General features: G+C 59.7%; 15 protein-coding genes. All 15 read right to left on the bottom strand.

Features of this window, described 5'->3' with window-relative positions; genetic code table 11:
- Window positions 1-24 precede the first annotated feature (24 nt).
- The 15 genes from DX923_RS05150 to rpmI all read right to left on the bottom strand — a co-directional run bounded on the left by DX923_RS05150 (window position 25) and on the right by rpmI (window position 14,858).
- On the bottom strand, window positions 25-570 hold the full coding sequence (locus DX923_RS05150; RefSeq protein ID WP_116113177.1) for a DNA-3-methyladenine glycosylase: 546 nt from the start codon (window positions 568-570) through the stop codon (window positions 25-27).
- Window positions 563-2,008 carry an argininosuccinate lyase gene (gene argH / locus DX923_RS05145; RefSeq protein WP_116113176.1) on the bottom strand — a complete coding sequence of 482 codons (1,446 nt, stop codon included), beginning with the start codon at window positions 2,006-2,008 and terminating at the stop codon, window positions 563-565. The genes DX923_RS05150 and argH overlap by 8 nt, the downstream gene beginning before the upstream one ends.
- A gap of 28 nt (window positions 2,009-2,036) precedes the next feature.
- Entirely contained in the window at window positions 2,037-2,537 is a 501-nt protein-coding gene (locus DX923_RS05140) for an arginine repressor (RefSeq protein WP_116113174.1), read from the bottom strand.
- A 198-nt stretch (window positions 2,538-2,735) separates the two neighbouring features.
- The gene (locus DX923_RS05135; RefSeq protein ID WP_162873097.1) at window positions 2,736-3,932 is read right to left on the bottom strand and encodes an acetylornithine transaminase; all 1,197 of its coding nucleotides are present in this window, start codon (window positions 3,930-3,932) and stop codon (window positions 2,736-2,738) included.
- Window positions 3,922-4,932 carry an acetylglutamate kinase gene (argB, locus tag DX923_RS05130; RefSeq protein WP_116113171.1) on the bottom strand — a complete coding sequence of 337 codons (1,011 nt, stop codon included), beginning with the start codon at window positions 4,930-4,932 and terminating at the stop codon, window positions 3,922-3,924. The genes DX923_RS05135 and argB overlap by 11 nt, the downstream gene beginning before the upstream one ends.
- Window positions 4,929-6,080: a bifunctional glutamate N-acetyltransferase/amino-acid acetyltransferase ArgJ gene (argJ, locus tag DX923_RS05125; protein WP_116113170.1), complete on the bottom strand. Its 1,152-nt coding sequence runs from the start codon at window positions 6,078-6,080 to the stop codon at window positions 4,929-4,931. Before argJ ends, argB begins: the two co-directional genes overlap by 4 nt.
- Window positions 6,077-6,544, bottom strand: coding sequence for an ACT domain-containing protein (locus DX923_RS05120; protein ID WP_240322763.1), 468 nt, complete (start codon window positions 6,542-6,544; stop codon window positions 6,077-6,079). The genes argJ and DX923_RS05120 overlap by 4 nt, the downstream gene beginning before the upstream one ends.
- Window positions 6,541-7,581 carry an N-acetyl-gamma-glutamyl-phosphate reductase gene (argC, locus tag DX923_RS05115; protein ID WP_116113168.1) on the bottom strand — a complete coding sequence of 347 codons (1,041 nt, stop codon included), beginning with the start codon at window positions 7,579-7,581 and terminating at the stop codon, window positions 6,541-6,543. Before argC ends, DX923_RS05120 begins: the two co-directional genes overlap by 4 nt.
- A 71-nt stretch (window positions 7,582-7,652) precedes the next feature.
- Complete coding sequence (locus DX923_RS05110; RefSeq protein WP_116113166.1) at window positions 7,653-8,447, bottom strand: SDR family oxidoreductase; 795 nt, start codon at window positions 8,445-8,447, stop codon at window positions 7,653-7,655.
- Entirely contained in the window at window positions 8,440-11,022 is a 2,583-nt protein-coding gene (pheT, locus tag DX923_RS05105; RefSeq protein ID WP_116113165.1) for a phenylalanine--tRNA ligase subunit beta, read from the bottom strand. Before pheT ends, DX923_RS05110 begins: the two co-directional genes overlap by 8 nt.
- Window positions 11,022-12,110: a phenylalanine--tRNA ligase subunit alpha gene (gene pheS, locus DX923_RS05100; protein ID WP_116116166.1), complete on the bottom strand. Its 1,089-nt coding sequence runs from the start codon at window positions 12,108-12,110 to the stop codon at window positions 11,022-11,024. The genes pheT and pheS overlap by 1 nt, the downstream gene beginning before the upstream one ends.
- A gap of 97 nt (window positions 12,111-12,207) precedes the next feature.
- The gene (locus DX923_RS05095; RefSeq protein WP_116113163.1) at window positions 12,208-13,287 is read right to left on the bottom strand and encodes a PAS domain-containing sensor histidine kinase; all 1,080 of its coding nucleotides are present in this window, start codon (window positions 13,285-13,287) and stop codon (window positions 12,208-12,210) included.
- A 20-nt stretch (window positions 13,288-13,307) separates the two neighbouring features.
- Complete coding sequence (locus tag DX923_RS05090; RefSeq protein ID WP_116113162.1) at window positions 13,308-14,144, bottom strand: TrmH family RNA methyltransferase; 837 nt, start codon at window positions 14,142-14,144, stop codon at window positions 13,308-13,310.
- Between the two features lie 41 nt (window positions 14,145-14,185).
- Window positions 14,186-14,563, bottom strand: coding sequence for a 50S ribosomal protein L20 (rplT, locus tag DX923_RS05085; protein WP_116113160.1), 378 nt, complete (start codon window positions 14,561-14,563; stop codon window positions 14,186-14,188).
- A 100-nt stretch (window positions 14,564-14,663) separates the two neighbouring features.
- Window positions 14,664-14,858, bottom strand: coding sequence for a 50S ribosomal protein L35 (rpmI, locus tag DX923_RS05080; protein WP_006501203.1), 195 nt, complete (start codon window positions 14,856-14,858; stop codon window positions 14,664-14,666).
- Window position 14,859: the final 1 nt, after the last annotated feature.

The raw sequence follows: 14,859 nt of genomic DNA, 5'->3' as shown, positions 1-14,859 counted from the left end.
CCCCGGCACCGACGCGCCCACCCCCTACTGCCGCATGATGGCCGCCCGACCTACACCATCAATTGGGAAGAGCCCCTTTACGGCGCTCCCCTCAGATGTGGTGAGCAGGCCGTTCTCGGCACGTCCAATCGCAAGACACGTCGTCAGACGAGCAGGACCACATGCTAGATCTCGCGGACGAATCTCAATCGCCTGCCTGTCAGGACCCAGCGAGGGCTTCTTACGAACCATGCGGCGATCCACCGCCACCGTTTCACCCGCTACGACTTCGCCTGCTCGCAACAGGACCCCTGCTGCTTGTCCTTCTGGTCGGCAAACCAGGTTCGCGCAGAAGTGCATCCCATAGGCAAAGTAAACATACAAGCCGCCCGGTGGGCCGTACATCGCCTCTGTACGCGGTGTACGCCCGCGAAAAGCATGCGATCCCGGATCGTGTTCACCGTCGTACGCCTCCACCTCTGTGAGTCGTACCGCCACACCGGAATGAGCGATGACGCATCCCAGCAGATCACGTGCGACCTCCAGGACTGGACGAGCGTAGAAGCGCTCCGTCAAAAAAACATCAGTCACAGACCACGACCTGCTCAGAAGTCCAGCAACGTGCCTGTTCAGCTGCTGTGCACGCCCGGGCGATCTGCTCAGCCACTCTCACCGGGGCCGTCCCGCCCTTAGAATCCCTGGAGGCCAGGGAGCCCTCCACCGAAAGCACCGAGCGCACTTCGGGAGTGAGATGCGGCGAGATAGCGATCAGATCACCATCGGTGAGCTCCCATAACTCGATACCTCGCGTCTCGCAGACCCGCACACACGCGCCAGCGACCTCGTGTGCGACGCGGAAGGCTACTCCTTGACGGACCAACCACTCTGCAACATCTGTCGCCAAGGAAAAACCCTGAGGAGCCAGCTCAGCGAGCCGCTCACTATGAAAAATCAATGTGGATGTCATCCCTGCCACAGCAGGCAGCAACATTTCTAAGGTGTCGACTGCGTCGAAGACAGGCTCTTTGTCTTCCTGCAAATCACGGTTGTAAGCCAGCGGCAGCCCCTTCAACGTGGCCAAAAGCCCAGCTAGGTCGCCAATCAAACGACCCGCTTTGCCACGCGCCAACTCAGCGACATCGGGGTTCTTCTTCTGAGGCATGATGCTTGACCCAGTCGAGTAGGCATCATCCAAGGTGATGAAACCGAACTCCTTCGTAGCCCAAAGACATACTTCCTCCGCAAAGCGAGATACGTCCACTGCGGCCATCGCTGAGACAAAAGAGAACTCAGCGACAAAGTCACGACTCGCCGTGCCATCGATCGAGTTCTCGCAAGCCAAGGTAAACCCCAGATCCGAGGCGACCGAATCCGGGTCCAACCCGAGTGAAGAACCGGCGAGTGCTCCAGAACCATACGGGGAGACCGCTGCCCGGACATCCCAATCACGCCAACGTTCCACATCACGCAGCAGAGCCCACGCATGAGCCAACAGATGATGGGCCAACAACACCGGCTGGGCATGTTGAAGATGTGTCCGGCCTGGCATCGGAACACCCGGATGGGCCGCAGCCTGCGCGATCAAAGCATCTACGACGTTCAAGAGCATCCCTGAACAGACCCGTGCATGGTCCCGCAGATACATCCGGAAGAGCGTAGCCACCTGATCGTTACGAGATCTTCCTGCCCGGAGCCGGCCGCCCACCTCAGTGCCAACTCGCTCGATCAGACCACGTTCCAACGCCGTGTGCACGTCTTCGTCGCCCAAGGTAGGGAGGAAAGCACCCGATGCGACCTCCGCTCCGAGAGCATTCAGCCCTTCGATCATCGTCGCAAACGTAGTTTCGTCGAGCAGACCAGCAGCACGGAGAACCCGAGCATGTGCGCGTGACCCTGCCAAATCATACGGAGCTAGCCGCCAGTCAAAGTGCGTCGACCGGCTCAACTCGGCCAGAGCTTCCGCCGGTCCGCCGGTAAACCTTCCTCCCCACAAAGACACAGCGCCACCTGAATTCACAAGTTCTGACATCGATCATCCCTCAAAGTGATATGTGATCTCATGACATACCTGAGGCCAAGGACAGCAGTCGATCCGCAACTTCCTGCCCACCCTGAGCAGAAACTGTGACGATCAGAACCGTGTCGTCACCAGCGATCGTGCCGATGATCTCGTCCGGATCAGCACGGTCAATGGCAGAAGCCAAGTAATTCGCCGCGCCGGGCGGGGTACGAAGAACCACCAGGTTCGCCGAGGCCGTGGCCGTCACCAACAGGTCCTCACAGAGCCTTTTCAAGCGAACATCAATCTCGTCCGTTTCCACCGCAGGTCGAGGGGTGCGGTCTCCGCCTTCCCCTGGAACCGCGTAAACCAGTGACTTTCCCCGACGCACTTTCACCGCACCGATCTCCACCAGGTCCCGCGACAAGGTGGCCTGGGTCACTTCGTAACCGTCAAGGGACAGGAGCTCCAGAAGTTCTCCTTGGCTCCGCACCGCATTTCGCATCAGGATCTCCACGATCCGTGCGTGTCGTGCCATACGGGACTGGGCGACGGTCAACAGAAATCTCTCCTCATCGAACGGTGAAAGTCACGGAAGCCGTGATGCGTGGGCACCTCCTACCTCCACCCACGACCAGGTACCGGAGGGTACCCAGCAGGTCAACAATCACACGAAACCGCTGATGCCAAACCACCGGATCCCCCGGCCGGCCCTGCGCCGATCTGGTCAACGTCTGGCTGCAAACAGCTCCCTTCTTCATCGTTTGACGTCCCGCAGGAGTACTCGGCGGAAGGTCTCGACGAACAAGCTGACATCCTCGCGGCTCAACAAGAGCGAAGGCACGATCCGCAGGGTGTACGGATTCGGTGCATTAACAATGCACCCCTCTGCCAGCAGATCGTCAGCGAGCGAGCGCGCTTCAGCATCACCAAGACCGATCCCGAGCAGTAATCCTTGTCCACGAACCTCGACGATTCGTGGCAATCCCATGTCGATCAGCCGTTCTTTCAACTCGTCACCGAGGCTGCAGATTCGTTCCAGCATTCCTTTCTGCTGCAGTACTTCAATCACCGCGTTACCTGCTGCACACGCAAGTGGATTGCCACCAAATGTTGTGCCGTGTTGTCCCTGAGAAAGCAGCCCCGTCACTGACCTACCAAAAGTCAGCATCGCTCCTATGGGCATCCCGCCGCCCAGTCCTTTGGCCAGGGTCATGACGTCCGGCGTCACCTCCGCCCACTGGTGCGCGAACCAGCGCCCAGTCCGGCCCATTCCAGACTGCACCTCATCAAAGATGAGAAGAGCGCCGTGTCTGCTACATAGTTCCCGAGCCAGACGTAGATAGCTGTGTGATGCCGGGATCACGCCGGCTTCTCCCTGAATAGGTTCCAGGAATAAAGCTGCGACCGGAGCAGAGTCATCGGCGAAAACCGCACGTAAAGCCTGTGCGTCATCGAAAGGCACATGTTGCACTGACCCCAACAATGGTTCAAAGGGATCCCGGTACTCCCGCCGGTGCGTCAAGCTCAAAGCGCCAGTCGAACGACCATGGAAAGCACCCTCCGCAGCCACCATCCGCGTACGTCCTGTACGCCGTGACAGCTTGATCGCTGCTTCCACTGACTCCGTCCCAGAATTAGTGAAGAAGACAGCTGATCCCTCTGGCGCTTCAGCAAGCTCAAGGAGTTTCTCTGCCAACTCAACTTGAACCGTAGAGGTGAAGTAATTACTGACATGAATAAGCTTCGACGCCTGCTCAGAAAGCGCAGCGACCAAAGCCGGATGCGCATGCCCCAAAGCATTGACTGCAATACCAGCCAAGAGGTCCAAGTATTCTTTTCCGTCTATATCCCACAAACGGCTACCAACCCCATGAGACACAACAAGCTGAGGTTTGCCGAATACCGGAAGCAACGACTGTCCATACCTTCGGAAGAACTCCTCACGGACCATCTGATCCACCAGCTCCTCCTTCTGTCTCGTCAGGAACGATCATCGTGCCTGCACCTTCGCCGGTAAAGATCTCCACCAACAATGAATGCGGCCGACGACCATCAATCACATGTGCTTTGCCAACTCCTCCGCGCACGGCCCGCACACAGGCCTCAAGCTTGGGAAGCATCCCTGTACCCACTGACCCCATCAGCTCCTCAGCCGAGGTGAGATCCAGACGAGAAAGCAGCGAAGTCTTATCTGGCCAGCGGGCGTAAACTCCCTCGACATCCGTCAGCACCACCAGCTTGCGCGCGGACAAGGCCACAGCCAACGCGGCTGCAGCCGTATCCGCGTTCACATTCAGAACCCCATCCCGTTCGATATCAGGCGCGATGGTCGAGACCACCGGAACACGCCCTGCCTCGATGATGTCGAGCACCGCCGAAGGGTTGACCCCCACCACATCGCCCACCAGACCAATGTCCTCCGGCACCCCCTCGACCATGACAGAACGCCGCCGACCCTCGAACAATCCGGCATCCTCGCCAGAGAGTCCCACCGAGATCGGCCCATGCTCATTGAGAAGACCTACCAATTCTCTGCCGATCTGCCCCATCAGCACCATGCGCACCACATCCATCACCTCAGGAGTGGTCACCCTTAGTCCTGCTTTGAACTCACAAGGCAAGCCGAGTCGGTCGAGCATCACGCCGATCTGAGGACCACCACCATGGACCACTACCGGACGAAGACCTGCGTAGCGTAGAAAAGCGATGTCCTGAGCGAAAGCTTTCTTCAGTCGATCTGAGGACATAGCATTGCCGCCGTACTTGACCACGACCAAGGAGCCATGAAAACGCTCCAGCCATGGAAGTGCGCCGACCAAGACATGGGCTTTCTCGGCAGCTCGGTTCAAGGACGCCTGGTCACGCAGGGTCCGTAGGTGCTGGAAGGCCGCATCTGACCTTTCCTCAGCAGACCACTCTTTCTCCGTTTTCCTTCCTCCGACGCCATTCATGTGCTGTAGACCGCATTCTCGTGGACATAATCGTGAGTAAGGTCGTTGGTCCAGACCGTGGACTCCGCAGAGCCGGCTTTCAGATCAATGAGAACGGTGACCTCACGAAGAGACATGTCGACTTCAGTTCTGCTCTCTCCGGGTGCGCACCCCCGACACACCTGCACACCATTAATCGAGATATCAAGGTCGTCTGGATCGAATGTCGCTCGCGTCGTTCCGACCTCAGCAACAATTCGGCCCCAGTTGGGGTCCTCGCCAAAAACAGCGCATTTGAACAGATTGCTCCGAGCCACTGCCCGGGCCACCTCAGTCGCTTCGCTCTCCGACGCTGCGTGTTCGACCGTAATCGCGATGTCGTGTCGCGCGCCCTCCGCATCGGCGATCAACTGTCGAGCCAAATCCGAACACACCTCGAACAACGCCCTGCTGAGATCTTGCATCGAAGGCTCGATTCCCGAAGCCCCGGAGGCCAGCAAAACCACGCTGTCATTCGTCGACATGCACCCGTCGGAGTCGAGTCGGTCAAATGTCCGGCGGGTCGCCTCCCGAAGCGCACAACCGAGCCCTGGGGCGTCAACCTGGGCATCAGTCGTCAGAACTACCAGCATGGTAGCCAGCCCTGGGGCCAGCATTCCCGCACCTTTGGCCATTCCCCCGACAGACCACCCACCCTCTGAACAGTGAGCCTGTTTGGCGACCGTATCGGTCGTCATAATCGCCTCGGCTGCCGCTGGCCCTCCCCCAGCTCCTAAGGAACTGACCGCGGCATCGATGCCGCTCAATAACACCGAGAGCGGAAGCAGTTCGCCGATCATCCCCGTGGAACATACGATGACATCACTCGATGTGCAGCCCAGGCGGCCTGCCAGGTGATCAGCCGTGGCCTTCACATCTTGGGGACCTTGAGAACCGGTGCAGGCATTAGCGCATCCTGAGTTGAGGACCACAGCCGACGCCTGGCCGTCGTCGAGCGCCTGACGACTCCACGTGACAGGAGCGGCTTCTACACGGTTGGTGGTGAAAACTCCCGCGGCAGACCGCTTCGGCCCATCATTGACCACGAGCGCGACGTCCAGGGCACCTGAGCGCTTTATCCCTGCTGCGACACCTGCAGCACGAAAACCCGCCGGGAAAGTAACGCTCATACTTCCCCCTCGACATCAGGATGCTCCAGAAGTACATCGTTGGGAGGCGCCGTCCTCACCTGTGGGTCTGTGTCGACCGTATGACCGTTGTAGCGCCAGACAGTGGCAGCCTGATCCGACTGATCGACCGGGATCAAGATCCAGTCTGTCTCGAAGGTGGACAGGGTGATGACAGCTATGCCCTCCCTCGCGAGTGGGGCAAGCAGCCCTCCCAACACGCCAGTCAAGGTGAAATCAAGAGGCCCCTCGATCTCGAAGGCGTGGAAAGGCCCCGCTTGGACTACCCCGATGGGAACCTCGTCTGCTGCCGCAATCACCGAGGTTTCCTTGGCATTCCAGGTGACCGAGGTCAGGGGGTGTCCACTTCGAGCCCACTGAGGAACCGCGCTCCCAGGGTCGAGCCGAGCAATCTTGACCGGACACTCGTGCATAGTCAGATGCCAGAACTGGTGTGCGGTACTCACGGTGCTACTCCCGTCGTAGACAGACCGGTGTCCTCCGGGATACCGAATGCCAAATTGAGACATTGCACAACGGCACCCGCTGTCCCTTTCGTCAAGTTGTCCTCCACAGCTACCACGACGACCCGTCCAGCACGCTCGTCATAGGCCAGTTGCATCGCCACAACATTGCTTCCCAGAACGCTTCCGGTGGAAGGCGAGACACCTTCAGGAAGTAACCGGACGAAAGGCTCGTCCTGGTAGATCTCTTGCCATACTCGTCTCAACCCGATCGGTGAAATCCCAGCTGACAGCCGTGCTGTGCAGGTAGCGATGATGCCTCGAGGCATTGGCGCGAGCATAGGAGTAAACGAGACAGATACGGGTGCTCCCGCAGCTCTGGACAGATTCTGTTCGATCTCGGGAACGTGTCGGTGAGATCCTCCGACTCCGTAAGGGGACATTGACCCCATCACCGAAGAAGCCAGAAGGTGAGTTTGGAGCGCCTTTCCTGCGCCAGAAGTGCCCGAGGCAGCAACGACAACGATGTCAGCAGGGTCGAGAAGCCCAGCTGCCAGCCCCGGCGCCAAAGCCAGACTGATCCCAGTCGGATAGCACCCAGGAGCTGCGATGCGGCGTTGTCCTACTAGTTCGGAGCGGAGTCGTCCGCCCCCCGCCGTCGGAAGTTCCGGCAGTCCGTAGCTCCATGAACCAGCATGCGGAGTGCCGTAATAGTGCTCCCATGCATCAGGATCTGTCAGCCGAAAATCTGCGCCACAGTCGATGATGACAAGGTCTGCGGGGAGATCAGCTGCGAGTGAAGCAGAGAATCCATGTGGCAAAGCCAGGACCACAGCATCATGTCCTTCGAAGGACTCTGGGGTTGTGCCCTTCAGGATCTGGTCTGCCAGCTGAAAGAGGTGTGGATGATGCTCTCCCAGGGTGCTACCTGCGCTGGCAGAGGCGGTCAGCGCACCTACCTCGAATTCAGCATGCCCCAGCAGGAGGCGGATCACTTCCCCCCCGGCATAACCGCTGGCACCTGCAACCGCAACTCTCATGCGGATGAATATACACAGTATTGTAAAGTTATTCACCGAGAGTCGGCGGTTCCCTCAGCTAGCGGACACTCTCAACCGACGACCGGATCGCCTTTGCCATAAGAAGTCAGATTCAGCTGTCGCGCCGTTCCACCTACACCGCTCGCAGCCACCGAAACCAAGTCGTCGACCTTGTCCACCCCTGCCCGCACGAAACAACCTGACCATGAATCCAGACGCCCGCTGGCCAAAGCCAAGGCCAACTCGCACACCTGCTGCGGAGTCGTCCACTCCGTACGTCCGTCATGAGCCTGCATCGATGAGGTCATATCAGTACGCACGACACCCGGCATCAAGTCAAAAGCCTGAACTCCCCGACCATTCCCCGAAAGATGCGTCGAGCCGGTGATCCGGGCCAAAGCAGCCTTCCCAACGTGATAAGCCGACGCGACATCTCCAGCGCGCATCGCTGCCCCAGAGTTGAGATTGATGATCCGACCAGAACCTTCAGCCAGCATCCCAGGCAACACCATTCGGGTGAAAAGATAAGGCCCCCTAAGATTCACTTCCACCGTACGCCACCACTGATCAGGGGTAGAGCACTCCAAAGGCACCTCGTCGTCGATCACTCCGGCGTTATTGACCAGAACATCGATACGTCCATGCCTTTCCTCGACCGCCGATACGAAATCGGCAACCGCCTGGGCATCGGTCACATCCACAGCCGTCAGCGAAAAACCTCTTAGGTGGGGCTCGGCCCCCGACGCTTTGCCGTGCAAAGAACAGCCCTCAACCAGATCGCCCGCTGCCACGAACGCAGCGGCCAGATGGTCACCGATGCCGCGAGAAGCACCGGTGACCACCACCACTCGAGATCGTTCACCCACGCTGGACAGCGCCTGTTACTTGAGCAGCCGCCGAAATAGCTGCATCCCTGGCTCCGCTCACCTCATCGGTGGTCAACGTCCGATCCGCGGCCCTGAAGGTGAGTCGATAGGCCAAAGACTTCTGTCCCTGCTCAACCTGCTCGCCACGATAGACATCGAACAGCTCCACCGACTCCAACCCATGACCAGCCCCAGCTCGCAGGGCAGACTCCACCGCCGCTGAAGGAGTGTCCTCGTCGACGACGAGAGCCACATCCGTACGAGCCACCGGATAGGTCGACAACGCCGAAGCCTGAACCGGATCGCCGCCACAGGACAACAACTCATCAAGGTCGAGTTCCGCTGCACAGGAACGAGCGGGTATTCCCAATCTCGCGCACACCTTCGGATGCAGCTCACCGGCGTAACCGATCACGCTTCCGTCAGCGGCTACCAAGCGAGCACACCGTCCAGGATGCCAAGGCGCTTTCCCGACCTCTGCCTCCGGCATCACGACGACACCGAACACTCTGGCCAGCGAGATCGCCAGACTGATTGCCTGAGGTGCAGTCCACGGCGTTGCTGCCCCATAAGGGCCTTCGGGCTCAGAAGCCCCTGTCATAGCAAAAGCGACATGCCGTGGCTGGGAAGGTACCGCTGAGACGATCTCATCGAGTACCTCCTGGTCAGGTTTGATCCCCACAGCAGGAACCGGCGCAGAAACCAGATCATGAGCAAGCCGGAAGACCAATCCTGTCTCGAATAGAGCACAGTCCTTCGAACCCCGGTTCACGTTCAGTCGTAGGGTTCCCAACAGGGAGTCAAGAATCGAGGTGCGCAGGAGTGGTGCCTCGTCCGATAACGGGTTCGTGATCCGAGCTGCATTCCGGCGCTCATCATCCGTTTCATAGCCGAGTTCGTCGAAGAGCCCCTCCGACACGAAGGGATACGACCAGACTTCGGTGAGCCCCAAGGACGCCAAGGTCGCATTTGTCGTACGCACCGCAGTCTGCCCTCTGGTCAGCCCCCGCCCACCAGGCGCATCCGGAAGGATGGAGGGGATCCGGTCGTAACCACGCAGCCGGGCGATCTCCTCAACCAGGTCCGGACCGTTGCACAGATCAGGACGCCAGGACGGAGGCAACACCCGTACATGGCCGAAGGCATCCGCCGCTGGCTCGGTAATCTCCTCGACCTCGCAGCCCAAACCCCGTAGGGCGATGACGACATCCTGGTGCCCCAACCCTTCCGGAATCGGCGAGGTCAACGGGTTGCCCGGCTCGATCAGGCGCCAGGCCTGCGCGGTATCAAAGGTGATCTCATAACGCCCTTCCCGCCGGTCGATGTCCGTCACTCCGGGATCGAGCTGTCCGCCAGCCAGATCAAGCAACATCCGGACCGTCATATCTGCAACCACAGCGGTGATGGCAGGGTCGACGCCTCGTTCGAAACGACGGCTAGCTTCCGTGGAAAGCTGGTGTCGACGAGAGCTTCTCGCGATACTGACCGGATCGAAGTGCGCTGATTCCACCAGAACGTTGGTGGTTGAAAGACTCACTTCGCTGTTTTGCCCGCCCATGACGCCAGCGATCGCCAACGGGGTAGATCCCCCGTCCGTGATCAACAAGTCCTGGGGGTGCAATGTGCGTTCGACACCGTCCAAAGTCGCCAAGGACTCGCCCTCACGAGCTCGCCGGACTTCAACTGCCCCGTCCAACTCATCCAAGTCGAAGGCGTGCAACGGTTGCCCGGTCAACAGCATCATGTAGTTGGTGACATCGACCACCACGTTGACCGGCCGCATCCCCATTTGACGAAGCCGACGCTTCATCCATGGAGGTGTCGGCGCGGCCACATCGATGCCACTGACCATCCGGGCTACATAGCGGTCGCAGCCTGCCACGCCGTGGATCCGGGTCTCATCGACGAGGCGAACCTCATAGCCTTCATCGTTGCTTACCGGAAGACCGTCGGTCTCGACGACTGGATCCTGAAAAGCCACTCCACGACCGGTCGACAAGGCGTATTCCCTCGCAATTCCCCGCATAGAGAGGCAATACCCACGATCCGGGGTGACATTGACCTCGACGACTTCCTCGGTCAGCCCCATCAGTTCCAAGGCGTCTTGACCTGGCTCAAGCGAGGCGAGAAGCGCGTCATCTCCAGCGAAGAACTCCGACAGGACGATGATCCCGTCATGCTCCTCACTAATCCCTAGTTCTTTCTCTGAGCAGATCATTCCTGCCGACATGTGCCCGTAAGTTTTCCGGGCCCCGATCTCGAAGTCCCCGAGCCTGCCACCAGGTAGGATCACGACGACCAGGTCATCTGCCTCAAAATTATGTGCACCGCACACGATCTCCTGCGGTGTTTCGGTACCGATGTCAACATGGCAGAAGTGGATGGTCTTACCGTTCTTCTGCGGCTCGTCCGTCTTGTCCAGAACCCGACCCACGACCAGAGGACCGGACACTTCACCGGTATGGATAGTTTCCTCTTCCAGCCCGACCTTTACCAAGTCGGCCGCCACATCGGTGCCGGCAGGGGTCTGCTCCAGACCGACCAATTCTGCAAGCCAGATCGTAGGCGCGCGCATCAGATCTCCATCCCGAACTGCGCGGAAAACCGCACATCTCCTTCAACGAGGTCGTGCATATCCCGTACGTCGTTACGGAGCATGACCGTACGATCGATCCCCATGCCGAAGGCGAAACCTGAATACACATCAGGGTCGACACCACAGGCCGAGAGCACATTGCGGTTCACCATCCCGCAACCGCCCCACTCGATCCATCCAGCTCCACCCCTCTTCTGTGGGAACCAGAGGTCCATCTCGGCACTGGGCTCGGTGAAGGGGAAGAACGATGGACGCAAACGGGTCCGGGCCTCGGGACCGAAGAGTGCTTTGACCAGGTGATCCAAGGTTCCCTGCAGATGCGCCATCGTGAGCCCTTTGTCCACAGCCAAGCCTTCGACCTGATGAAACACCGGGGTATGAGTCGCATCCAACTCATCAGTGCGGTATACCCGACCGGGTACTGCGACATAGACAGGAAGATCCCGCTTCAACAGCGAGGAATCCAAGTGCAGCATGGTCCGCGCCTGTACCGGTGACGTGTGTGTCCGCAGTACCAGACCAGACCCTGGCGGATCGAGAAAGAAAGTGTCTTGCATCTGCCTGGCCGGATGATCAGGAGCAAAGTTCAACGCGTCGAAGTTGAACCATTCAGCTTCGATCTCCGGACCGTCTGCGATCTCCCAGCCCATACCCACGAAAATGTCCTGGATACGCTCCACGGCGAGACTGATCGGATGGCGAGCTCCGACCCGGCGATAGGGCGACACCACCGAGACGTCGATCCGTTCCTCCACCAGGATCCGTTCATCCCGCTCATTCTCAAGTTCTTGTTGCCGTGCCTTCAACGCAGCGCCCACCCGGCCGCGTGCTTGGCCAACCCGTTTGCCAGCCTCGGCCTTGGCGCTCGGAGGCAACGCTCCGATCTCCCTGTTGGCCAGAGCCAATGGACTCTTATCACCAGCATGGGCCTGACGAGCAAGTTTAAGCTCGTCAAGATCCTGAGCGGCAGCTATCGCTTCCAAGGCAGCAGCTAAATCGCTCTCGATCTGTTCGGGTGCGAGAGCGGCTACCTCGACGGGGTCATACTGCTTGTTCGGTCCTGACACGGAGTCGATCCTAGCCAGCACCTGCACCACGACGCGACATCGAGAACGACAAGACCCTTTGCACCCGAGCCTCGTTAGCGGCAGAAAAGACCAGCGCTCATGACATATGTGACGGTTCGCGCAGCGGAAGTGTGAAACGGAAGAGTGCACCGCCGGTCGGCGCGCGGTCGACCTCGACCTGCCCCCCATGTGCCTCCACCAAGCCTTTCACCAGATAAAGGCCCAACCCTGTGCTGCCCCGGGCAGACCCGTGCCAGAACTTGTCGAAGATCAAGGGGTAGAGCTCAGGGTCGATACCCTCGCCTTCATCACTGACCGCCACCGCAACCGAGGACGGCTCACCATCGATATCAGATAGGACCTCTGTGGTGACGCGGACCGTTCCGGCACCATGGCGTAAAGCGTTCTCGATCAGGTTCGCCAAGATCTGATCAAGACGATCTGCGTCAGCCCACACCTCAAGGCGACCCAGGTCTGCTTCCTCCCAAGAAAATCGGGAACGGTCATGCCCTCCGGCAACCAGACGGGTCACATGCGCGCCGATGACCTGACGTACGTCCAATGGACGCAGAGAGACCCTCAGCCGACTTGCGTCGAGACGAGACACGTCCAGCAGCTCGTTCAGCAACCGGGAGAGCCGCTGACTATCGGTGGCAATGGTCTCCACCATCAGTCTTCGCTGATCCTCGGTGAACCTCTCCCACTGTCTGGACAAGGTTCCGGAGAACCCTTTGATACTGGACAACGGAGATCTCAGCTCATGCGCCACGATCGACACCAACTCCGCTGTCCCCGATTCATGACGGCGCCGTTGGCTCGCATCGCGCAGCATAACGATCACTCGTTCGACCGGACCAGACCTCTCCGCACGGACGAAACTCATCGTCACCAACATCTCACCGCGCCCGGGCAAAAGCAGCATCCGCTCTCGATGTCCGGTGCGAGTGGCCAAACCTGACCATGGATCGATACACGACCACCATGAGCGCCCCGTCGGCTCGATCAACGGCAAGGCCTCCGTGACCGGTCGACCGACAAGTTCCATGGAGCCACGTCCGATCAAGCGGACCGCTCGGGGATTGACCTGTGTCACCGCCCGATCCGCACCGACGACGACGACCCCGTCAGGCATCTGCGCAAGGACCTCGTCCCGGTGCGCTTCCGGCTGGATCACCACGACCTGAGAATATCGCGTAGCTACTGCGGGAGACCTCGCTCATGCACAGCGGAGGCAGAAGCGTAGAGGCACACGGTGGCCGCCATAGCCAGATTCAATGACTCAGCTCGTCCGTAGATCGGAACCTTGACGACGTCATCGCAACCTACCCGGATCTCATCAGTCAGCCCCCAGGCCTCATTGCCGAAGATCCAAGCATGCGGCACCTGAAGATCCGCGTCGTACAAAGAGGTGTCCCCTCTACCGTCTGCAGCCAGTAAGGTCACTCCTGCTGCTCGCAAGCTTGCGAAGAGCCCATCGACCTGGATCCCGGTGACCACGGGAACGTGGAAGAGAGAACCTGCAGTCGATCGCACAAGTTTCGGATTGTAGAGATCGACGCTGCACTCGGTCAGGAATACTGCGTCAATATCAGTGGCGTCGGCTCCCCGCAGCACAGTGCCAGCATTTCCGGGGTCTCGGACATGAGTCAGCACACACAAAGCTCTCGGTTTTTGAGCCAGCACCGACTCCAAAGTCACATCCAGCTGCCGGCAGACAGCCAATCCTCCTTGCGGCGACGGAGTGTCTGACATCGCGCTGAGGACAGCCCGGTTGACGAGGCGCACCTCAACCCCTGCAGAGAAGGCTTCGTCAACAATCGGTTTCCACAACGCATCGTCCGACTCTTCATGACCGACATACAAATCGACGATCACATCAGGCCGATGCAGGACTGCTTCCCGCACCGACTGCGGCCCCTCCGCGAGGAAGTAACCGCTGCGCATACGCGCAGAACGCCGGGACAGCCCCCGAACTGTCTTCACTCGCTCGCTGCGAGGGTTGGACAGCACAGGGCGTTCCCGGCGCTCTGGCATCGAAGACATCCGCAAACCAGAGAGTGCTTCCGGTCGAGGAATCAGGCCGCGTCAGAAGTCTGAGCGGGGACGTTCTGCTTTGCGATCTGCACCAGCGCCGCGAAAGCAGGCTCGTCGTTCACCGCCATCTCGGCCAGCATGCGACGGTCTACCTCGATCTCAGCAGCCTTGAGGCCCTGGATGAAGCGGTTGTACGTCATGCCGTGCGCACGCGCCGCGGCGTTGATGCGCTGGATCCACAGGCGACGGAAGTCACCCTTGCGGGCCCGGCGGTCACGGTAGGCATAACCAAGGCTGTGCTGGACCTGCTCCTTGGCCTTGCGGTAGAGACGGGACCGCTGTCCGCGGTACCCGCTCGCTCGTTCCAGGACGACGCGACGCTTCTTCTGGGCGTTGACTGCCCGCTTCACGCGTGCCACGTGATTGCTCCTTGCATGTCGAACCGGCGATCTTCGCTACGCAGGAAAGCGCTGACGAAAACAGACCGCACGGTGCAGTGGTCGGTTATGGCGGGTGGGCTTACTTGCCCAGCAGCTTCTTGATCTTCTTAGCGTCCGGCTTGGCGAGCTCGAGGTCGCCGGCGATGCTCCGCGTGTACTTGCTGGACTTATGCTCCAGCAGGTGACGGCCGTTCGCCTGCTCGCGCATGACCTTTCCGGTCCCCGTGAGACGGAAACGCTTCTTGGCGCCGCTGTGCGTCTTGTTCTTCGGCATC

Source organism: Austwickia chelonae (assembly GCF_003391095.1).
In the GTDB taxonomy this organism is placed as follows: domain Bacteria; phylum Actinomycetota; class Actinomycetes; order Actinomycetales; family Dermatophilaceae; genus Austwickia; species Austwickia chelonae_A.
Note: the sequence above shows the minus strand (reverse complement) of the source record. Positions and strands in the feature narration are given on the sequence as shown.

Bases quoted from the DNA above. Each gene is read 5' to 3' on its own strand.
- argH (WP_116113176.1), bottom strand. From the start codon at position 2,008: ATGTCAGAACTTGTGAATTCAGGTGGCGCTGTGTCTTTGTGGGGAGGA.
- DX923_RS05090 (WP_116113162.1), bottom strand. From the start codon at position 14,144: ATGCCAGAGCGCCGGGAACGCCCTGTGCTGTCCAACCCTCGCAGCGAG.
- DX923_RS05135 (WP_162873097.1), bottom strand. From the start codon at position 3,932: ATGGTCCGTGAGGAGTTCTTCCGAAGGTATGGACAGTCGTTGCTTCCG.
- argB (WP_116113171.1), bottom strand. From the start codon at position 4,932: ATGAATGGCGTCGGAGGAAGGAAAACGGAGAAAGAGTGGTCTGCTGAG.
- rpmI (WP_006501203.1), bottom strand. From the start codon at position 14,858: ATGCCGAAGAACAAGACGCACAGCGGCGCCAAGAAGCGTTTCCGTCTC.
- argC (WP_116113168.1), bottom strand. From the start codon at position 7,581: ATGAGAGTTGCGGTTGCAGGTGCCAGCGGTTATGCCGGGGGGGAAGTG.
- pheT (WP_116113165.1), bottom strand. From the start codon at position 11,022: ATGCGCGCGCCTACGATCTGGCTTGCAGAATTGGTCGGTCTGGAGCAG.
- argJ (WP_116113170.1), bottom strand. From the start codon at position 6,080: ATGAGCGTTACTTTCCCGGCGGGTTTTCGTGCTGCAGGTGTCGCAGCA.